Genomic DNA, 18222 nt, shown 5'->3' with positions numbered 1-18222 from the left:
ACATGGAGATCGGGGTCCGAGAGCTGCGAAACCGGACCAGCCAGGTGATCGACGCCGTCGAGGCGGGGGAGCGAGTCGTGCTGACCGTTCGCGGTGAGCCGGTCGCCGACATCGTTCCTCACGGCCGCCGTTCGCGGTGGCTCGCTGGGAACCGGCTGCGCGAGCGACTCGCCGACGCTGCGGCCGACCCGGCACTCGCTGGGGAGCTCGATGATCTCGCCGGCGCGACGCTTTCCGAGCTGTGACGGCGCCGGTCGGGCTGCTCGACACGTCGATCTTCATCGCGCACGAGAGCGGGCGGCCGCTCGGCGATCTGCCGGAGCGCGTCGCCGTCTCGGTGGTGACGCTCGGCGAGCTGCAGCTCGGCGTTCTGCACGCCGGCGATGACGCGGTGCGGGCACGCCGCGCCGAGACCCTCGCGCTGGCCAGATCCGCGGACCCGCTTCCGATCAGCGAGGCGGTCATGGTCACGTGGGCGCGGCTCGTCGCTGACTGTCGCGCGGCGGGCGTGCACCGGACAGTCAAGCTGACCGACGCGCTCATCGCAGCGACCGCGATCGAACACGGTCTGCCGGTCGTCACCCAGGACGACGACTACGCCCAGATGGCGCGCGCACACGATGCGCTGCGCGTCATCGCCGTCTGACGTCGGCGTTCTCGTCCAGTCGCGCCTTCGTGACGGGAGCGTCGCGGATGGGTGACGGCCGACAACAACGCGTTCCCGCGGGAACGCCCGCTGCTGCTTCAACGCTCGATAACGTGCGTTATGTCAACTCGAAACGAAGCGACACCCCGAGGCGGAGGTCGTAACTGTCCGTTATGAGCTGACTGTGCGCGCGGTTCTCGGCGGGCGTTCGTCAAGGGCCAGAGCGGCGCGCCCATCGTCCGGCGACGCTGGCGACGCAACGGATCGTGGTGGCGACCGCGCCGGTCGCAATGTCGACCAGCCCTCCAGCTGTTCCGGGCGCCGAGCGGCCCGGAAGGGTCTTCACGCGGGTGAGCGCTGACCCGTCGAGCTTTTGCAGGAGCACGACGTGAACGCGGTCGATGTCGAAGCGGAAGCGGGCCGCTGACAAGTCCACGCGCCAGACGTCAGTGGCGGGGATCGCCTCGTCGTCGTCGTAGATCCCGGCGTGCCGCTCGGCGACCTCCTCCCAGTCGTCGTCGCGCGTGCTGAGCCACGTCTCGCGGCCGAGCCCTTCGGCCCGCAGCCCGCGACGGTGGTTGACGTCGGCGAAGTAGTAGGCGAACGCCGGTGCGTTGACCGGGTTCGGCGGAGGCTCGAGCGGGTCAGCTCGGCCGGGATCCAGCGGCGCCGGCGGCCGCGCGCGGCGGATCCGTTCTGCGGTGTAGTCGGCCGAGCTCCGTCGACCAGCTCTTCGTCGATGACCGAGAAGACGTCCCACGGCGTCGCCTCAGGCGCCTGCTCGGCCGCGTGGCGCGGTGACGAGCATGGGCCGACCGCGGTCCAGGCTGCGGCTGGGTCACCGTGCGGGTCCCAGGCGTCCCACAGCATGTCGGGCTCGATGTCCTGCGGCGGCTCGGGCGCGAACAGCGCCCACCACGCCCCACGGAAGGGGACGATCTCGACCAGAACCGGTACGTCGGTCACGTCGGAACACGCTAGCCCGACGGGTCGGTTGAGGCCGTTACGGCCAGAACCGCGCGCACAGTCAGCTCATAACGGACAGTAACCGTCGTTCGCGTTTTGGTGGTGCAGACGCGGGTAGGCCAGCACCATGGGGATGCTGACGATCGAGAAACCGCGTCATCGCAGCGCCACCGTGGACGGGCTCGAGGTCTTCTACCGCGAGGCCGGTGCGCCGGACCGCCCGGCCGTTCTGCTGCTGCACGGCTTCCCGAGCTCCTCGCACGGGTTCCGCGACGTCATCGCGCCGCTGGCGGAGGTGAGCCGGGTGATCGCGCCCGACCTCCCGGGCTTCGGGTTCTCGGCGGCTCCGACCGTCGACGCGTTCGAGTACACGTTCGCGAACCTCGCCGACACCATCGAGGGCTTCCTCGAGCAGGTCGGCGTCGAGGAGACGTTCGTCTACCTCCACGACTTCGGCGCACCGGTCGGCTACCACCTCGCCACGCGCCGGCCGGAGCGCGTGCTCGGGCTCATCGTGCAGAACGGCAACGCCCACGAGGACGGCCTGGGCTCGCAGTGGGACGCCGCGAAGGCGTTCTGGGCCGATCCCTCCGACGCCAACCGCGCGGCGCTGCCGGAGTGGCTGAACTTCGAGGGCACCCGCTACCAGTACCTCGGCGGCCTCCCCGAGCACGTGCGGCCGCTCCAGCCGCCCGAGTCCTGGCACCTCGACTGGGAGCGCATGTCGCGCCCGGGCAACGTCGACGCCCAGTTCCGCCTGTTCTGCAACTACGCCGCGCACGTCGCGCGGTTCGACGAGCTCGCCGCGTACCACCGCGAGCACCAGCCACCGTGCCTCGTGCTCTGGGGTCGCCACGACCCGTTCTTCGAGCTCGACGAGATCATGGCCTACGCGCGGGTCCTCGACCGGCTCGAGATGCACGTCTTCGACGGCGGTCACCTCCTCCTCGAGACACACGCGCCGGAGTGCGCCGCGGCCATGCGCGCCTTCGTCGCGGACGTCGCGGCCCGGCGGTCGCCGCCGGGACTCATCGGGCGCCGAGGAACCCCCGCCTGCTGATCACGCCCACCGGCGCGCTTGTCCCGGTCATCGCTCCAGGCCCTGCCTCTCCTGTCGTGGACCCTCCAGGCTCGCGAGCTGCTCGGCGAGCATCCGCTTCGCCACCCGCCGCATCCGCGCCGGCGACTCGACGCCCGCGACCAGGCCGGTGCCGGCGATCAGCGTCACCAGGCGCTGCGCCTCGAACGGCACGTCGAGCGTCGCCGGCAGCTGCCCGTCGCCGACCGCCTGCTCGAGCATCTCCGCGAACATCCGCTCGACGTACTGGCGCCCGCCGCGCAGCTCGTCGGTGAGGTGCTCGGCCGCGGCGGTCGGCCGCCACGCCGCGATCCACACCTGCCAGGTCCGTGCGCGGTCGTCGTCGATCGGCAGCAGCGCCTCGACCGCGTTCTCCAGCGCGACGAGCCCGCGCCGCTCCCCCACCGCGGCCAGCACCCGGTCCCGCGCCCGCAGGTTGTTGTGCCGCAGCACCTCGCGCAGCAGCTCCCGCTTGTCGGCGAAGTAGTGGGTGACGAACCCCGTCGTGACGCCGGCCTCCGCGGCGATCGTCCGCATCGTCGCCCCCTCCACCCCATGCGACGCGACCACCCGCCATGCGGCTTCGATGACGCGCGCGGGCGCCTGCTCGTCTCGGATGCGCCGTGCCATCTCCCCTGCCTGTCAACGCTCGTAACGGCTGTTACGAAACCGGCGTTACGAGAAAGTAGAGCATCGTGGCGCCGCCGTCAACTGCGAGCCTCGCATCGGGCGGCGGCCGGACGCGTGCGTACCGTGTGGGCCGCCGTGCTCGACCAGGAACCAGTCCCGCCCCACATCGGCGAGCTCCGCGAGGGGCCGCTGCACGCCGCGCTGAAGGAGCTGCTGGCCGGGCCCGGCGACCGGACGGAGGTGCGGGTCGGGCGGTTCGTGATCGACCTCGTGCGCGCCGACGGTGAGCTGGTCGAGGTGCAGACGGGCGGGTTCGGCGGGCTGGTGAAGAAGCTCGACGCCCTGCTCGACGACCACCGCATCCGGGTCGTGCATCCGGTGGCGGCCGAGCGGCGGATCGTCCGTGTGGACGCTCACGGCGGGGTGCTCGGCGCGCGCCGGTCGCCCAAGCGCGAGAGCGCGGTCGCGGTGTTCGACAAGCTCGTCACGTTCCCCGCGCTGCTCACCCACCCGAACCTGACGCTCGAGGTGCTGCTCCTGCGCGAGGACCACATCCGCGGGCCGGAGCCGGTCAAGCGCCGGCGACGCACGCGCGACCCGGGCGAGCGGCGGTTCGTCGAGCTGCTCGACCGCGTCACGCTCTCCTCCCCCGCCGACGTCCTGGCGGCGCTGCCCCCGCTCCCCCGCGAGCCGTTCACGACGCGCGAGCTGGCCGCGGCGCTGGGCTGCGGGACCGTGCTGGCGCAGCGGACGCTGTACTGCCTGCGCGCGATCGACCTCGTCGCGCCGGCGGGCAAGCGCGGCCGCGCGCCGCTGCACGCGCTCGTCTGAAGAAGGCGCGGCGCGAGCACGTCTTCGTGGCCTGCCGGGCCGGCCAGGACGCCCCGGTGGCTGCGGCGCGACTCACGCGTCGGTGTGACGCGCGAGGCGGACGAGAGCGCGCGCGAGGCCGTAGACGGCGAGCGCGGTGACCCCGAGCGCGACCCACTTCGACGTGCCATGGTCGGAGACGACGCCCGCGTCCTCCGTGTAGCCGTCGAAGATGAACAGGAGGATCGTGTAGAGCGTGCCGACCGCGACGACGCAGAAGTACCCGATGGCGGCGAGCGTGTCCTGTGTGCGCGGCGACATCCAGCCCGGCAGCCTAGGCGCGCGGCGGCTCGGGCTCCACCGGAGCGGACGATGAGCCGAGCGCGACGACGGTGGCCGCGAGCGCGAGGCGGTGGTCCTTCGTCCAGGGCGGGCCGAGCGCGGCGCGGGGGCCGTGGAGGACGCGCTCGGCGCGCCCCGGGCCGAGCACGGCGGTGGCGAGGTCCACGACGTCCTTCGCGTCGTAGCGGCACACGTCCCACCCGCGCGCGGCGGCCTGCGCGGCGAGGACCTGGCGGTACATGATCGCGTCGGCGCGCGCCTCCCACGGCGCGCGGCGCTGGACCTCCACGCCGGCCGGGAAGTCGTCGGGCCAGTCGCGCAGCGAGAGCGACTCGACCGGCGCGGGCAGCGCGGCCGCCAGCGCGTCGAGCGCCGTCGCGGTGGCCCGTTCCACCGACGCCCGCACCGCGACGACCAGCGCCTCCGCCTCCGCGACGGACAGCCGCGCGCTCTCGTAGTGGATCGGCGCGGGCGTCACGCCCGGCTCCACCAGGGTCAGCCGCCGCCGGTCCACGACACCGTGGCCCGCGTTCGCCGTCACCGCGACGGCCCAGCCGAGATGGTCGGCGATGCCCACGCGCACGGGCGCATTCTCCACCGCGCGCAGCGGTGTTACCACCTGGTGTTATGAGAACAGCTCCAACCGTGATAAGCGTTAAGACCGTCACATCCACACGGGGTTTGGAGAGCGTACGTGGGCGAGGATCGGCAGGGTCTCGAGCGGCTGCACGCGGTCAGGACGACGCGGCGGCGGTTCCTGACGGTGACGGGCGCGGCAGCCGCGGCCGCGTTGACGACGGGGCTGCCCGAGCGCGGCGTCGCGACCGCGCGGCACGTGCGCGAGTACCCGTTCACGCTGGGCGTCGCGTCGGGCGATCCGCTGCCCGACGGCGTCGTGCTGTGGACGCGCATCGCGCCCGCGCCCCTCGAGCCGTTCGGCGGCATGGACTACGCGCAGGTGCCGGTCGGCTGGCAGGTCGCGACCGACGAGCGCTTCCGCCGGGTCGTCCGCGCGGGCACGGCGGCCGCGCGGCCCGAGCTCGCGCACAGCGTCCACGTCGACGTCCGCGGGCTCCAGCCGGGCCGCGAGTACTTCTACCGCTTCCGCGCCGGGCAGCACGTCAGCCCGATCGGCCGCACGAAGACCGCGCCCCACCCCCAGGCGCGGCTCGCCCAGCTGACGTTCGCGTTCGCCTCCTGCCAGGCCTGGTGGGACGGCCACTTCACCGCCTACCGCGACATGGCCGCGCAAGACCACGACGTCGTGCTCCACCTCGGCGACTACCTGTACGAGTACGGCATCCCGGCTGACGGCGGCGCGCGCCAGACGCCGGTCGACGTCCGGTTCCAGCGCGAGACGGTGACGCTCGACGAGTACCGCGAGCGGTACGCGCTCTACAAGACCGACCCGGACCTGCAGGCCGCGCACGCCGCGGCGCCGTGGATCGTCACGCTCGACGACCACGAGGTCGAGAACAACTGGGCGGACGAGATCCCCGAGACGCCGGTGCCGCGCGACGAGTTCCTGGTCCGCCGCGCGAACGCGTTCCGCGCCTTCTGGGAGCACATGCCGCTGCGCGCGCTCGCCCAGCCGCAGGGGTGGGACATGCAGATGTACCGGCGCTTCGCGTACGGCGACCTCGCCGAGCTGAGCCTGCTCGACACCCGGCAGTACCGCTCCGACCAGGCCGCCGGCGACGGCGCCAAGCCGCCGAACCCCGAGGCGTCCGACCCCGCGCGGACGATGCTCGGCGCCGAGCAGGAGCAGTGGACGCTCGACGGGCTCGGCGCCTCGACGCGGCGGTGGAACGTCCTCGCGCAGCAGGTCCCGATGCTCCGCGTCGACCTGACGGCCGGGCCGAACGTCGGCCTGCCGATGGACGCATGGGACGGCTACACCGCCTCGCGCGACCGGCTCCTGCACGGCATCGTCGAACGCGACGTCGACAACGTCGTGGTGCTCACCGGGGACTTCCACCGCAGCGTCGCATCTGGCCTGCGGCTCGACTACGACGACCCCGACTCCCCCACCGTCGCGACCGAGTTCATCGGCACGTCGATCTCGTCCGGCCGGGACGGGGAGCCCGTCGACGAGGTCGGGCGCACGATCGTCGGCGACAACCCGTGGGTCGACTACTACAACTCGCAGCGCGGCTACGTGCGCTGCACCGTCACGCCCGACCAGTGGCGCAGCGACTACCGCGTCGCGCCGTACATCTCGCGCCCCGGCGCGGCCCTGACCACGGACGCGAGCCTCGTCGTGCAGGCGGGCGTCCCCGGCATCGAGAGGGCGTGACCATGCGCCGAGCCGCCATCACCGCCGCCTCCGCGGTCCTGCTCTCCGCCGGCGCGGCCGCGCTGCTGCTCGAGGGCGGCGCCGCGACCGCCGACGACAGCGCCGCGCGGCCCGGCGGGCCCGTCCCACGGCCGGTCGTGACGCTCGCCGCGACGCCGGAGCGGGCCGACGTCTACCCGCTCCCGTGCTTCTCGGCGTCCGTCGACCTCGCGCTGGGGAACCCGGGCGCCGAGGCGGTCTACGCGGACGCGTCCGTGACCACGAGCGGACCGCTGGAGCTGAGCCGCGGCGCGCTGTCGAGCTACCTGCCGCCCGGCTTCACGCTGAAGGCGCCGCTGCGGATGACCGCGCCGCGCACCGCGACGCCCGGGGACTACGCGGTGCAGGTCGACGCGGGCTCCGCGCAGCTGTCGGTCCCGGTGACGGTCACCGCGCCGCCGCCGAAGGGCCCGGGCGACAACCTGGCGTTCGGCGAGCGTGCGAGCGCCTCCTCCACGCACGGCAACTTCGACGTCTGCGGCGCGGTCGACGGCAACCGCGACTCGGCCGACTGGGACACGAAGACCGGGTGGAACGACGGCACGCGCGCGGTGTTCCCCGACACGTACGAGGTGCGGCTGGCCGAGCCGGCGAGCATCGACACCATCGAGCTCGACACGCTCGACTCGACCCGCTACCCGGCGCGCTCGTACGGCGTCAAGGACTACGACGCCCAGGCGCTCGTGGGCGGCGAGTGGCGGACGGTCGCCGAGGTGCGCGGGAACACGGCCGGCCGCGTGACCTCCACGTTCGACCCGGTGACCGCCGAGGCGGTGCGGATCGTCGTGCAGGCCACGAACGACCGGACGTACTCGCGCATCGTCGAGCTGGAGGTGCGAGGCGGCTGATCGCGGCTAGGCGAAGGCGCCGGCGTGCGCGCGGGCCCACTCCATGAAGGTCCGCGGCTCCCGTCCCGTCACCTCGCGCACCGTGGGCAGCACCTGCGACTCGTCGAGGGTGCCGTCCACGTAGAAGCTGAAGAACGCGTCGACGTACTCGACCGGCATCTGCGCCTCCATGTCGCGCCGCGCCTCGGCGTCGGTGAGCGGCACGGCGCGCAGCGGCCGGTCGAGGACCTCAGCGAGCACGGCGACCTGGTCGGCGGGGAGCAGCGACTGCGGGCCGGTGACCTCGTGGACGCGCTCCGCGTGCCCGTCCTCGAGGAGCGCCGCGGCGGCCACCGCCGCGATGTCGTACGGGTCGACCGCCGCCGCGCGCACGCCGGCGAACGGCACCCGGACGACCTCGCCGGCCTCCAGCTGCGGCCGCCAGCGCAGTGCGTTCGACATGAACGCGCGCGGCCGCACGAACGTCCACGCCAGGCCCGACGCGCGGACCGCCCGCTCGGACAGGATCATGTAGCGCGCCACGGCGTTGTCCAGGTCGCCGCTCGCCGCCGAGCCGCCCGAGAGCAGCACGACGCGCTCCACGCCGTGCTCCCGCGCGCGGGCGAGGAGCCCTTCGATGCCCGCGTACCCGGGCAGGAGGAACAGCCCCTCGACGCCGGAGAGCGCACCGTCGAGGCCGACGGGGTCGTTGAGATCACCGACGACGTGCTCGACCCCCGGCGTGGCCGTGGCCGGCGGGCGGCGGACGAGCGCGCGCACCGGGCGGCCCGCCGCGACGAGTGCGTCGACGACCTCCGCCCCGACGTTGCCCGTCGCACCGGTGACGAGGAGCGTTCCCTGTCCCATCAGACCTCCCTGTTCGCGCCGGGCGGGGTGCGCGGCGGTTGCCGAGTCCTGTACTCCTACCAGGCGCGCGGCGCCAGGAAGTCGTCCAGCGTCACGCGCCCGGTGAGGTTGTCGACGACGCCGACGAGGCCCGCGAAGGTGCACTCGGCGACGACCTCGAGCACCTCCTCGGCGCTGAGGCCCGCGTCGCGCGCGGCGGTCGAGTCCGACTTGCCCCGCGCGAGGACGACGTCGCGCGCGAACGCGTAGACCGCGGCCTGGCGCGGCTCGGACGGCGCCCGGCCGGCGCGCATCGCGTCGAGGTCGCCGTCGGGCACGCCGAGGCCGGAGAGGACGGTCGAGTGGAACGCGACGCCGTAGCGGTTGTCGACCGCGACGCCGACCGCGAGGCCCGCGATCTCGCGGAGCACCGGGTCGAGCGTCCCGCCGCCGACCGCGCGGCGCAGGCCGTCGAACGCGGCGAGCAGCGTCGGCGACTCCGCGATCGTCGCGGCCATGTTCGGGACGAGCCCGAGGTCGGCCTCGATGCCGTCGAGGAGCGGGCGCGACGCGGCAGGCGCCGAGGCGGTGGAGTGCATGGTGAGGTTCATGCCGGCAGCCTCCACCGCCGGCCGCGCCGCCGCGATTCCCCGCGAGGGAAGCGACGCGCGGCGCGCACGGACGTAGGCTGCGCCCATGGCGGTCCAGCCCGCGCCGGCCGAGACGGTCGGCGACCTGCTCAGGACGTGGCGCCGGGTGCGGCGCAAGAGCCAGCTCGAGCTGGCGCTCGACGCGTCCACCACACCGCGGTACGTGAGCTTCGTCGAGACCGGCCGCGCGCAGCCGAGCCGCCGGATGGTCGTGCGGCTGGCCCGCGCGCTGGACGTGCCGCTGCGCGACCGCAACGCGCTCCTGCACGCCGCCGGGTTCGCGCCGCTGTACGCCGCGGAGCCGCTCGGGAGCCCGCAGCTCGAGCGCGTCGACGCGGCCCTCACCGCGATGCTCGACGGGCACGAGCCGTTCCCCGCCATCGTGATGGACCGCGGGTGGTCGGTGTTGCGTGCCAACCGCGGTGCCGAGCGCCTGTTCGGCGCGCTGCTCGCCCCCGAGCCGCTCCCTGCGCCGGCCAACGTGCTGCGGCTGATGCTGGAGCCCGGGCCGGTGCGCGACCGCGTCCGCAACTGGGAGGCGGTCGCCGCGGCGCTCGCCGACCGCGTGCGGCGCGAGGCGGTGGGCGGCGTGCCCGACCCGGACGCGCTGGCGCTGGTGGAGCGGTTCACCGGGGCGGGCGCTGCGGCCGACCTCGGCCCGCCGGCGGCGCCCGTGGTCGACGTCAGCTTCGACGTCGCGGGCCGGCGACTCGACTTCTTTTCGGTCGTCGCCACGATCGGGACGCCGATCGACGTCACGGCGCAAGAGCTGCGGTACGAGGCGTTCTTCCCGTCCGGCGAGGCCACCCGCCGCAGCTTCCTCACCGTGTGAGCGCGGCGGGGCGCTCCAGTCGGCCGAGCTTCTCCGGGTTGCGCATCGAGTAGAGCCGCGTGATCCGGCCGTGCTCCACGACGAAGCTCAGCGCGGCGCCCAGCTCGCCGTTGAGGTCGACCCGACCGGCGGGAGCGCCGTTGAGCCACACGGTCGTCACGTCGACGGTGTGCCCGAGCAGCGCGATGCGGGCGAGCATGGTCGCGACCCGGTGGGCGCCGCGGATCGGCACGTGGAACGCGGGCACGACGCCCCCGCCGTCGGCGACCAGCACCACGTCCGGCGCGAGCAGGTCGAGCAGCTCTCGCACCCGGCCGTCGCGCACCGCGGCCAGGAACCGCTCGACCACCTCCTCCTGCTCCGTCCGGCTGACCTGCGTCCGGGGGCGGCGTGCCGCGACGTGCTCGCGGGCACGCCGCGCGATCTGCCGCGCCGCCGCCGTCGACTTGCCGATCGCCTGCGCGACCTCCTCGTGCGGCACGTCGAACACCTCGCGAAGGACGAACACCGCCCGCTCGGTCGGCCTGAGCGTCTCCAGCACGGTCAGCATCGCGATCGAGACGCTCTCGGCCAGCTCGACGTCCTCGGCCACGTCGGGCGCCGTGAGGAGCGGCTCGGGCAGCCACTCCCCCACGTACTCCTCGCGCCGCCGCGACAGCGTGCGCAGACGGTTGAGCGCCTGGCGGGTCACGATCCGCACCAGGTACGCGCGTGCGTCGCGCACGTCCGCGTGCTCGACCTCCGCCCACCGCAGCCAGGCCTCCTGCAGCACGTCCTCCGCGTCGGCCGCGGAGCCGAGCATCTCGTAGGCGACCGTGAAGAGCAGGCTGCGGTGGGTGACGAACGGGTCGTCGCTCATGCAGCCTGCGGCACCGCCACACGGGCCTGCGGGAGCGCGCACGTCTCCGAGAAGCCCTGGCCCTCGATCCCGAGCGCGACGTTGCTGCGCGCCGTGAGGTTGTTGAACGCGATCGCCGTGGTCAGCTCGAGCAGGCCGGCCGGGCCTAGCCGGTCGAGCAGCCGCGCGGACAGCTCGTCGGTGACGGCGGGCGGGGTGACCGTCATGGCCTCGGCGTACTCGAGCACGTCGCGCTCCAGCGGCGTGAAGACATCGCCGTCGCGCCAGCCCGGCACCTGGCGGGCCTTCTCGACGTCGAGGCCCTCGTTCTCGGCGAGGAAGTAACCGAGGTCGAGGCAGAAGCTGCACCCGACCTGCGCGGCGACGGCGATGTGCGCGTACGTCTTCAGGTTCGCGTCGACGGCGTCCCACTTCTGCACCTTGCCGCCGAGCTTCATCGTGCTCTTGAGCACGCCCTGGTGGTGCCAGAGCACGCCGAGCGACTCCGGCACCTCGCCGAACATGCGGCGGCTGAAGTGCTTGATCAGGGCGCCGGTGAGGCCGGTGATCTCGGTCGGGGGCACGCGTGTGGCCATGTGGTCCTCCATCGGGAGTCGGGGTTCGGCATGGAGACACCGGCCGCGGCCGGGATGTGACACGGGTCGTCTCGACCGCGGGACCCGTGGGTAATCTCCCGCGCCGTGACCACCCGGAGCACGACCTGATGGCCGGCGGGCTCGCCGCGCTGCTCGATGACGTCGCGGTGCTGGCGCGCGCCGCCGCCGCGTCCGTGGACGACGTCGCCGCCGGCGCCAGCCGCGCGAGCGTGAAGGCCGCCGGCGTGATCGTCGACGACGCCGCGGTGACGCCGCGCTACGTCCAGGGCTTCGCGCCCGAGCGCGAGCTGCCGATGATCAAGCGGATCGCGTTCGGCTCGCTGCGGAACAAGCTCCTGCTCATCCTGCCCGCCGCGCTGCTGCTGAGCGAGCTCGTCCCGTGGCTGCTGACGCCGATCCTCATGGTCGGCGGCGCGTACCTGTGCTTCGAGGGCGCCGAGAAGCTGTGGGAGCTCTTCCGTCCGCACTCCCCCGAAGCCGAGGCGGCCGGCAAGCTCCACGAGCCCGAGGACGAGGAGGCGCTCGTCGGGGGCGCGATCCGCACCGACTTCATCCTGTCGGCCGAGATCATGGTCATCTCGCTCAACGAGGTGGAGAACGAGCCGTTCGTCTCGCGCGCGCTGATCCTCATCGTCGTCGCGTTCGCGATCACCGCGCTCGTCTACGGGGCGGTCGGCCTGATCGTGAAGATGGACGACGTCGGGCTGCGGCTCGCGCAGGCGCGCGAGGGGGCCTCGGCTTCGCTCGGCCGCGGCCTCGTGCGGGCGATGCCGGTCGTGCTGTCGGTGCTGTCGAAGGTCGGCATCGCCGCCATGCTCTGGGTCGGTGGCCACATCCTGCTGGTCGGCATCGACGAGCTCGGCTGGCACGCGCCGTACGACGAGGTCCACCACCTCGAGGAGGACGTCAAGGACGGCCTCGGCGGTGTCGGCGGCATCGGTGCGTGGCTGACCAACACGGGCGCGTCGGCGATCCTCGGCCTCGTGGTGGGCGCGATCGTCGTGGCCGTGCTGCACCTGCGCGGCGGCGCGAAGCACGGCCATTGACGTCCGTGGCGGCGGGCATCCCCCGCCGCCACGCCCTCAGCCCCGCGGCGTCACGGCGATCGGCAGCGTGAACGTCGTGCCGCCGGCGATCGGCGCCACCGCGCGGTAGAGCACGACGCCCTGCGCGGCGGTGGCCGCCGGCAGCGTCACGGTGAAGCGGCGCCGGCGGTCGAGCTTGACGGCCGTGAAGGTCCTGGCCTTGCCGCAGCCGCTCTGACGCTGGATCGTGACCCGGCCGCCGACCACGCCGTCGGTCACGCGCGCGGTGAGCCGGACGTTGCCGCCGGACACGCGCCGGGAGACGACCGTGAGCCGCCGGTCGGTGGCGAACGCCGGGCTGCTGCGCCCGGCGACCTTGGCCACGAGGCGGATGCGCTGGCGGGTCGCCGGGAGCCGCACGCGGACGGCGAACGAGCCGTCCGCCCGGATCGTCGTCGCGCCGAGCTGCGTCCTGCCGCTCCAGATCGTGACCGGCTCCCCGGCGAGGCGCGACAGCGCGAGGCCGCCGACCGCGACGGTGCGGCCCGAGCCGGACATGGAGATGATCGAGACGGTGCCGGTGCACGCGATGACCCCGTCGGCGTCCGTCCCGCGCGGGGCCGGGCCGGGCGACGGCTGCGGCTGCGGGGTCGGCGCCGGCGGCCCGGGCGGGGTGGGCTGCGGCTCGGGTTCGGGCTGCGGCCCCGGCTCAGGCCCCGGCTCGGGCTCCACGGGCGGCGCGACCGCGGTGGCGGTCAGCGTCGCCGCCGGCGAGGTCTCGGCGTTGTCGTCGAACGTGAGCTGCGCGCTCCGCGTGCCGGCCGCGCCGGTCGCCGTGAAGCGCAGCCGCACTGTGCACGTCTGCCCCGGCAGGAACGTCCGGTGCGCGCAGCCGTCCTGCCGGATCGCGAAGGCGCTCGCGTCCGGCCCCGTGAGCGCGGGCGCCCCGATCTGCAGGCGCTCGGTCCCCGTGTTCTGGAACGTCACGTCGCGCTCGGCGGTCTGGCCCACGGTCACGTCACCGAACGCCCCACCCGTCGCCGCGCGGGTCGTCGCCGGCGTGTAGAGCTCGGCGGAGCGGAGGCCCACGCCCCCGGCGGCCAGCACGCGGCCGTCGTCGAGGCGCACGAACGACGGCAGCACGCGGGCGGCGGCCATCGCGTGCGTGCCCGAGGCCGTGCCGCTGGCGGGCTCGAAGACCGGCGTCGTCGGTGTGCCGGCGCTCGTCAGCAGCACCGCGCCGCCCATGAGCTTCACGGCGGCCGACGCGGGGCCGGCCAGCGCGGCCGCCTGCGGCGCCGACCACGTTCCGGCCGCCGGGTCGTACAGCTCGAAGGTGCTCACCGCTCCGCCCGCGCCCGAGCCGCCCGCGACGAGCACGCGGCCGTCGTCCAGCAGCGTCGCGCTCCCCTGCCCCCGCGCGACGGAGAGCGGCGCGGCGGGGCTCCACGTGTTCGTCCCCGGGTGGTAGACGTCGGCTGCGGCGTGCCAGAGGTTCCCCCCGACGTCGAAGCCACCGGCCACGAGCACGCGGCCGTCGGCGAGCCGCGCCGACTGCGCGAGCTCTCGCCCGACCGACATCGTGCCGGGCACGGCGGTCCACGTCCCCGTCGCCGGGTCGTAGACCTCGCCGGTGTCCTTCGTGTCGAACGTGTCGTCCGACCCGCCGGCCACCAGGACCTTCCCGTTGGCGAGCAGCACGGCGGAGTGCTCCTCGCGCTCGGTCGTCATCGGACCGGTGGCCGTCCACGTGTTCGCGACCGGGTCGTACAGCTCGGCATGGGCCGTCGTCGTGCCCGGCCCGGTGTAGCCGCCCGCGAGGAGCACGCGGCCGCCGGACAGGAGCGTCGCCGTCGCGCCGTACCGCGGGACGAGCGGCGGCGCCGCGAGGCTCCACGTGCCGGTCGCCGGATCGAACAGCTCGGCGACCGGGACCGCACCGCTCGCGCCGAGCCCGCCGACGACGAGCACGCGTCCGTCGAACAGCCTGACCGTGCCGGCCGCGCGGTGCGGCGTCGTCATGTCGCCGGTCGGGCTCCATCCCGAGCCCGCCCACGCGGTCGCCGCCGCGGCGCCGCTCGTGATCGCGGCCAGCGCCAGCAGCGCGACCAAGCCCCTGCGCGAGAACATGGGGCGAGATCATCCCACTACGCCCGCCGGGCCGCTCACCGCCTCGACGGACGGACGACGCGTCAGCCCTTGCGCGGCCGGCAGGTGCGGTAGGTGCGGGTGAACGCGATGTCCCGGCCCGCGGTGGTCTGCGCGCGCACGCGCACGATGTACGTGCCGTACGGGCGCTTGCGCAGGTCGACGACGAAGGAGCGGGCGCCCGCCTTCAGCGCCGCGAGTCGCTTGCCGTTGAGCGTCACGGTGCCGGAGCGCAGGCGGTCCCGCCGACCGAGGCCGAGGCGTACCACGATCCGGCGGCGGCTGCCGCAGGGGGTCGTCGTGCGGGGCGTCACCGGCGCGGGCGTCGGCTGGGGCTGGGGCTGCGGCTGCGGCTGCGGATGCGGCCCGGGCGGCGCCGGCGGCTGCGGCTCCCCGCGTGGCGCGGCCACGACCGCGGTCAGCGCCGCCGGCGGCGAGGTCTCCGCGTTGTCGTCGAACGTGAGCTGCGCACTCCTCGCGCCGGTCGCGCCCTGCGCCGTGAACCGCACCCGCGCGGTGCACGTCTGCCCCGGCATGAGCGTCCCGAACGAGCAGTTGTCGTCCAGGATCACGAAGGCGGCCGCGTCGGGCCCCGCGAACGAGGGCGCGCCGATGCGCCACCGCTCGGTGCCGGTGTTCGTGAACGTGACGTCGCGCTCGGCGGTCTCCCCCACGGCCACGTCGCCGAACGCGCCGCCCGTCGCCGAACGGGTCGTCAGCGGCGTGTAGAGCTCGGCGGAGCGCAGGCCGATGCCGCCCGTCAGCAGGACGCGACCGTCGTCGAGGCGCACCAGCGTGGGGGTCCCCCGGGTGACCGCCGTGACGTGCAGCGCCGACGCCGTCATGGTCACCGGATCGAACACCGAGGTCGCGCGCGTGCCGCTGCCCGTGAAGAGCACCGAGCCGCCCTCGAGGGCCGTCAACGTCGTCCGGGTGCCGAGTGATACGGAGAGGCCGGGTGGCGTGGACCACGTCCCCGTGCCCGGGTCGTACAGCACCGGGTTCCCGACAGCGCCGCTTGCGTTCACGCCGCCGCCGACGAGCACCCGCCCGTCCGGCAACCGCACCGCCGCGCCCACGCTGCGCTCCACGGGCAGGTCCGCGGTGGGCGTCCACGCGTTCAGCGCCGGGTCGTAGACGTCGGAGTTGCGGTAGAAGGCCAGCCCTCCGGCCAGCTTGTGACCGCCCGCGACGAGCACCCGCCCGTCGGCGAGCGTCGCCGACTGCGCGTCCGCCCGCCCGACCGACATCCCGCCCGGCACGGTCGACCAGCTTCCGGTGGCCGGGTCGTACACCTCGCCCGTGGCCTTGGGGTCGCCCGCGCCGTCCACTCCGCCCGCGACGAGCACCCGGCCGCCGGGCAGCAGGGCGGCGGAGTGGGCCCTGCGCGGGGTGGCCATCGGTCCGGTCGCGGTCCACGTGTTCGCGGCCGGGTCGTACAGCTCGGCGTGGTTCGTCACCCCGCCGGCCGTCCCGCCACCGACGAGCAGCACGCGGCCGTCGAGCAGCACGGTGGCCGTCGCCTCGCGACGCGGGACGAGCGGCGGCGCGGCCAGGCTCCAGGTCCCGGTCGCCGGGTGGTAGATCTCCGCCGCCGGCACGTATCCGACGCCGCTGCCGTCGCCGCTGATGACGAGCGCGCGCCCGTCCAGCAGCTTCACCATCGCCGCGGTGCCATGCTCCGCCGTCGTGTCGCCGGTCGGGCTCCAGCCGGAGCCCGCCCACGCGGTCGCCGCCGGGGCGCCGCTCGTGATCGCGGCCAGCGCCAGCAGCGCGACCAAGCCCCTGCGCGAGAACATGGGGCGAGATCATCCCACTACGCCCGCCCGGCCGCTCACCGCCTCGACGATCGGACGACGGATCAGCCCTGGCGCGGGCGGCAGGTGCGGTAGGTGCGGGTGAACGCGATGGTCCGGCCGCCGGTGGTCTTCGCGCGCACGCGGACGACGTACGTGCCGTACGGGCGCTTGCGGAGGTCGACGACGAGCGTGCGGCCGCCCGTGCGCAGGCGCGTGAGGCGCTTGCCGTTGAGCGTCGCGGTGCCGGAGCGCAGGCGCTCGGCGCGGCGCAGGCCGAGCGTGACGACGATCCGCCGGCGGCTGCCGCAGCGCGTGGTCGGCGTCGCGCGCGGGGTCGTCGGCGTTCCCGCGGGAACGGCCGGCTGCGGCGCCGGCGCGGGAGCCGGCGGGCCGGGCGGCGGCGGCTGCGGGGGTTCCGGCTGCGGGCCGGCGTCGACCCCCACCCCCGTCCCGGTCAGCGTGACCGCCGGGGAGGGCTCCGCGTTGTCGGCGAACGCCAGCTGCGCCGCTCGCGTACCCGCGGCGGACGGCGCGAACCGCACGCGGACCGTGCACGTCTGCCCGGACACGAGCGTCCGCCCGGCGCACGCGTCGTGCACGAGCGTGAAGTCCGCCGCGTGGTCGCCGTCCACCGCCACGCCGGCCGGCCGGAGGCGCTCGCCCCCCGTGTTCGTGACCGTGACGTCGCGCTCGGCGGCCTCCCCCACCTCGACCTCCCCGAACACCCCGCCGGTCGTCGCGCGCGTGGTGGGCGGCGTGTAGACCTCGGCCGAGCGCAGGTCCAGACCGCCGGCGATCAGCACCCGGCCGTCGTCGAGCCGCTCCAGCACCGGCATGCTCCGGCTCACGCTCATCGCGTGCGTCCCCGTCGTCGTCCCGCTCGCCGGAAGGAACCGCGGGGTGCTCAACGACCCGTCGCCTCTCAGCAGCACCGAACCGCTCTCGAGCACGACGGCCCCCGCGAAGCTGCCCGGCGGCGCGACGGCGCCCGGGACGGTCGCCCACGTCCCGGCGGCGGGGTCGTAGAGCACGATGCTCGTGACGCTGCCGAGCCCGGTCGCGCCGCCGCTCACGAGCGCCCGCCCGCTGGGCAGCAGCACGGCGGCGCCCTGGCCGCGCGCGACGGGCATGGCGCCGGTGGCCGTCCACGCGTTCGTGCCGGGGTCGTAGACGTCGGCGCTGGCGAGGGCGGTCGAGCCGGTGAAGCCGCCCGCGACCAGCACCCGGCCGTCGGCGAGCATGGTCGTCTGCGGGGCACCGCGCCCGCTCGACATCGCGTCCGGGACCGCCGTCCACGTCCCGGTCGCCGGGTCGAACAGCTCCCCGGTGGCCAGCGCGCTGCCCGTCCAGTCCGCGCCTCCCGCGACAAGGACCTTCCCGTTGCCGAGCAGCACCGCGGTGTGCCCGACGCGCGGGACGGCCATCGCCCCGGTCGCCGTCCAGGTGTCGGTGGACGGGTTGTAGATCTCGGCGTGGTTCGTCACGCCGCCGGCGGTCCTGCCGCCGGCGAGCAGCACATGCCCGCTGTGCAGACGCGTCGCGGTCGCGTAAACGCGGCGGAGGAGCGGCGGCGCGACGGGGCTCCACGTGCCGGTGGCCGGGTCGTACCGCTCGGCGCCCGGAACCGGGCTGCCATCGTCGGCCCCGCCGACGACGAGCACGCGCCCGTCCTGGAGCTTCACCGACGCGGCCGAGCGGCGCTCGTTCGCCATGTCGCCGGTCGGGCTCCAGCCCGAGCCCGCCCACGCCGTCGCCGCGGCGCCACACCACACGATCAACGCCAGCGCGCAGGCGGCGCCCTTCCCCCTACGCGTGAACACGGGGCGAGGCTAT

General features: G+C 74.7%; 19 protein-coding genes. 8 read left to right on the top strand and 11 right to left on the bottom strand.

Translation table 11 applies throughout. From position 1 onward, the window contains the following. The first annotated feature begins 2 nt into the window (after positions 1 to 2). The gene (locus AC1UE5_RS19575) at positions 3 to 245 is read left to right on the top strand and encodes a type II toxin-antitoxin system Phd/YefM family antitoxin (protein WP_482926652.1); all 243 of its coding nucleotides are present in this window, start codon (positions 3 to 5) and stop codon (positions 243 to 245) included. Beyond that, a complete protein-coding gene (locus AC1UE5_RS19570; protein WP_482926650.1) occupies positions 242 to 646 on the top strand; it encodes a PIN domain-containing protein in 405 nt (134 codons plus the stop codon). The genes AC1UE5_RS19575 and AC1UE5_RS19570 overlap by 4 nt, the downstream gene beginning before the upstream one ends. Before the next feature lie 211 nt (positions 647 to 857). On the opposite strand, the gene AC1UE5_RS19565 is transcribed toward AC1UE5_RS19570, so the two are convergent. Then, entirely contained in the window at positions 858 to 1406 is a 549-nt protein-coding gene (locus AC1UE5_RS19565; protein ID WP_482926648.1) for a hypothetical protein, read from the bottom strand. A 339-nt stretch (positions 1407 to 1745) separates the two neighbouring features. Here AC1UE5_RS19565 and AC1UE5_RS19560 point away from each other — a divergent pair, with 339 nt between their 5' ends. Further along, positions 1746 to 2672 carry an alpha/beta fold hydrolase gene (locus tag AC1UE5_RS19560; protein ID WP_482927045.1) on the top strand — a complete coding sequence of 309 codons (927 nt, stop codon included), beginning with the start codon at positions 1746 to 1748 and terminating at the stop codon, positions 2670 to 2672. Positions 2673 to 2699: 27 nt separating this feature from the next. Here AC1UE5_RS19560 and AC1UE5_RS19555 read toward each other — a convergent pair whose 3' ends face one another. Continuing rightward, the gene (locus AC1UE5_RS19555; protein WP_482926646.1) at positions 2700 to 3320 is read right to left on the bottom strand and encodes a TetR/AcrR family transcriptional regulator; all 621 of its coding nucleotides are present in this window, start codon (positions 3318 to 3320) and stop codon (positions 2700 to 2702) included. Positions 3321 to 3455: 135 nt separating this feature from the next. Between AC1UE5_RS19555 and AC1UE5_RS19550 the strand changes: the two genes are divergently transcribed. Beyond that, complete coding sequence (locus AC1UE5_RS19550; RefSeq protein ID WP_482926644.1) at positions 3456 to 4151, top strand: DUF8091 domain-containing protein; 696 nt, start codon at positions 3456 to 3458, stop codon at positions 4149 to 4151. A gap of 72 nt (positions 4152 to 4223) precedes the next feature. Here AC1UE5_RS19550 and AC1UE5_RS19545 read toward each other — a convergent pair whose 3' ends face one another. Both AC1UE5_RS19545 and AC1UE5_RS19540 read right to left on the bottom strand, forming a co-directional pair. Continuing rightward, positions 4224 to 4451 carry a hypothetical protein gene (locus AC1UE5_RS19545; protein WP_482926642.1) on the bottom strand — a complete coding sequence of 76 codons (228 nt, stop codon included), beginning with the start codon at positions 4449 to 4451 and terminating at the stop codon, positions 4224 to 4226. A 13-nt stretch (positions 4452 to 4464) separates the two neighbouring features. Continuing rightward, positions 4465 to 5055: a hypothetical protein gene (locus tag AC1UE5_RS19540; RefSeq protein WP_482926640.1), complete on the bottom strand. Its 591-nt coding sequence runs from the start codon at positions 5053 to 5055 to the stop codon at positions 4465 to 4467. A 111-nt stretch (positions 5056 to 5166) separates the two neighbouring features. Between AC1UE5_RS19540 and AC1UE5_RS19535 the strand changes: the two genes are divergently transcribed. Together AC1UE5_RS19535 and AC1UE5_RS19530 are read left to right on the top strand one after the other, a co-directional pair. Next, positions 5167 to 6768 carry an alkaline phosphatase D family protein gene (locus tag AC1UE5_RS19535; RefSeq protein ID WP_482926638.1) on the top strand — a complete coding sequence of 534 codons (1602 nt, stop codon included), beginning with the start codon at positions 5167 to 5169 and terminating at the stop codon, positions 6766 to 6768. A 2-nt stretch (positions 6769 to 6770) separates the two neighbouring features. Continuing rightward, positions 6771 to 7655, top strand: a complete 885-nt coding sequence (locus tag AC1UE5_RS19530) for a discoidin domain-containing protein (protein WP_482926636.1) — start codon at positions 6771 to 6773, stop codon at positions 7653 to 7655. 6 nt (positions 7656 to 7661) lie between these two features. Here AC1UE5_RS19530 and AC1UE5_RS19525 read toward each other — a convergent pair whose 3' ends face one another. Further along, positions 7662 to 8501, bottom strand: coding sequence for an NAD(P)H-binding protein (locus AC1UE5_RS19525; RefSeq protein ID WP_482926634.1), 840 nt, complete (start codon positions 8499 to 8501; stop codon positions 7662 to 7664). A 56-nt stretch (positions 8502 to 8557) separates the two neighbouring features. Beyond that, positions 8558 to 9091, bottom strand: coding sequence for a carboxymuconolactone decarboxylase family protein (locus AC1UE5_RS19520; protein ID WP_482926632.1), 534 nt, complete (start codon positions 9089 to 9091; stop codon positions 8558 to 8560). An 85-nt stretch (positions 9092 to 9176) separates the two neighbouring features. Here AC1UE5_RS19520 and AC1UE5_RS19515 point away from each other — a divergent pair, with 85 nt between their 5' ends. Then, the gene (locus AC1UE5_RS19515) at positions 9177 to 9962 is read left to right on the top strand and encodes a helix-turn-helix domain-containing protein (RefSeq protein ID WP_482926630.1); all 786 of its coding nucleotides are present in this window, start codon (positions 9177 to 9179) and stop codon (positions 9960 to 9962) included. Here the strand turns inward: AC1UE5_RS19515 and AC1UE5_RS19510 are convergent. After that, the gene (locus tag AC1UE5_RS19510) at positions 9952 to 10821 is read right to left on the bottom strand and encodes an RNA polymerase sigma-70 factor (RefSeq protein ID WP_482926628.1); all 870 of its coding nucleotides are present in this window, start codon (positions 10819 to 10821) and stop codon (positions 9952 to 9954) included. The two genes, AC1UE5_RS19515 and AC1UE5_RS19510, sit on opposite strands and share 11 nt — an antisense overlap. Continuing rightward, a complete protein-coding gene (locus AC1UE5_RS19505; RefSeq protein WP_482926626.1) occupies positions 10818 to 11396 on the bottom strand; it encodes a carboxymuconolactone decarboxylase family protein in 579 nt (192 codons plus the stop codon). Before AC1UE5_RS19505 ends, AC1UE5_RS19510 begins: the two co-directional genes overlap by 4 nt. Before the next feature lie 128 nt (positions 11397 to 11524). Here AC1UE5_RS19505 and AC1UE5_RS19500 point away from each other — a divergent pair, with 128 nt between their 5' ends. Beyond that, positions 11525 to 12463, top strand: a complete 939-nt coding sequence (locus tag AC1UE5_RS19500) for a DUF808 domain-containing protein (RefSeq protein ID WP_482927043.1) — start codon at positions 11525 to 11527, stop codon at positions 12461 to 12463. 36 nt (positions 12464 to 12499) lie between these two features. On the opposite strand, the gene AC1UE5_RS19495 is transcribed toward AC1UE5_RS19500, so the two are convergent. From AC1UE5_RS19495 to AC1UE5_RS19485, 3 genes are all read right to left on the bottom strand, one after another. After that, the gene (locus tag AC1UE5_RS19495; RefSeq protein WP_482926624.1) at positions 12500 to 14572 is read right to left on the bottom strand and encodes a Kelch repeat-containing protein; all 2073 of its coding nucleotides are present in this window, start codon (positions 14570 to 14572) and stop codon (positions 12500 to 12502) included. A gap of 62 nt (positions 14573 to 14634) precedes the next feature. Then, positions 14635 to 16389: a choice-of-anchor D domain-containing protein gene (locus AC1UE5_RS19490; protein WP_482926622.1), complete on the bottom strand. Its 1755-nt coding sequence runs from the start codon at positions 16387 to 16389 to the stop codon at positions 14635 to 14637. A gap of 62 nt (positions 16390 to 16451) precedes the next feature. Then, positions 16452 to 18209 carry a Kelch repeat-containing protein gene (locus tag AC1UE5_RS19485; protein WP_482926620.1) on the bottom strand — a complete coding sequence of 586 codons (1758 nt, stop codon included), beginning with the start codon at positions 18207 to 18209 and terminating at the stop codon, positions 16452 to 16454. Between the last annotated feature and the right edge of the window lie 13 nt (positions 18210 to 18222).

The sequence above is a fragment of the Parviterribacter multiflagellatus genome (genome assembly GCF_056863265.1).
Note: the sequence above shows the minus strand (reverse complement) of the source record. Positions and strands in the feature narration are given on the sequence as shown.

What these genes read in the sequence shown, in the direction of transcription:
- AC1UE5_RS19575 (WP_482926652.1), top strand. Translation starts at nt 3, where the DNA reads ATGGAGATCGGGGTCCGAGAGCTGCGAAACCGGACCAGCCAGGTGATC.
- AC1UE5_RS19560 (WP_482927045.1), top strand. Translation starts at nt 1,746, where the DNA reads ATGCTGACGATCGAGAAACCGCGTCATCGCAGCGCCACCGTGGACGGG.
- AC1UE5_RS19555 (WP_482926646.1), bottom strand. Translation starts at nt 3,320, where the DNA reads ATGGCACGGCGCATCCGAGACGAGCAGGCGCCCGCGCGCGTCATCGAA.
- AC1UE5_RS19545 (WP_482926642.1), bottom strand. Translation starts at nt 4,451, where the DNA reads ATGTCGCCGCGCACACAGGACACGCTCGCCGCCATCGGGTACTTCTGC.
- AC1UE5_RS19530 (WP_482926636.1), top strand. Translation starts at nt 6,771, where the DNA reads ATGCGCCGAGCCGCCATCACCGCCGCCTCCGCGGTCCTGCTCTCCGCC.
- AC1UE5_RS19525 (WP_482926634.1), bottom strand. Translation starts at nt 8,501, where the DNA reads ATGGGACAGGGAACGCTCCTCGTCACCGGTGCGACGGGCAACGTCGGG.
- AC1UE5_RS19520 (WP_482926632.1), bottom strand. Translation starts at nt 9,091, where the DNA reads ATGAACCTCACCATGCACTCCACCGCCTCGGCGCCTGCCGCGTCGCGC.
- AC1UE5_RS19515 (WP_482926630.1), top strand. Translation starts at nt 9,177, where the DNA reads ATGGCGGTCCAGCCCGCGCCGGCCGAGACGGTCGGCGACCTGCTCAGG.
- AC1UE5_RS19510 (WP_482926628.1), bottom strand. Translation starts at nt 10,821, where the DNA reads ATGAGCGACGACCCGTTCGTCACCCACCGCAGCCTGCTCTTCACGGTC.
- AC1UE5_RS19505 (WP_482926626.1), bottom strand. Translation starts at nt 11,396, where the DNA reads ATGGCCACACGCGTGCCCCCGACCGAGATCACCGGCCTCACCGGCGCC.
- AC1UE5_RS19500 (WP_482927043.1), top strand. Translation starts at nt 11,525, where the DNA reads ATGGCCGGCGGGCTCGCCGCGCTGCTCGATGACGTCGCGGTGCTGGCG.
- AC1UE5_RS19495 (WP_482926624.1), bottom strand. Translation starts at nt 14,572, where the DNA reads ATGTTCTCGCGCAGGGGCTTGGTCGCGCTGCTGGCGCTGGCCGCGATC.
- AC1UE5_RS19490 (WP_482926622.1), bottom strand. Translation starts at nt 16,389, where the DNA reads ATGTTCTCGCGCAGGGGCTTGGTCGCGCTGCTGGCGCTGGCCGCGATC.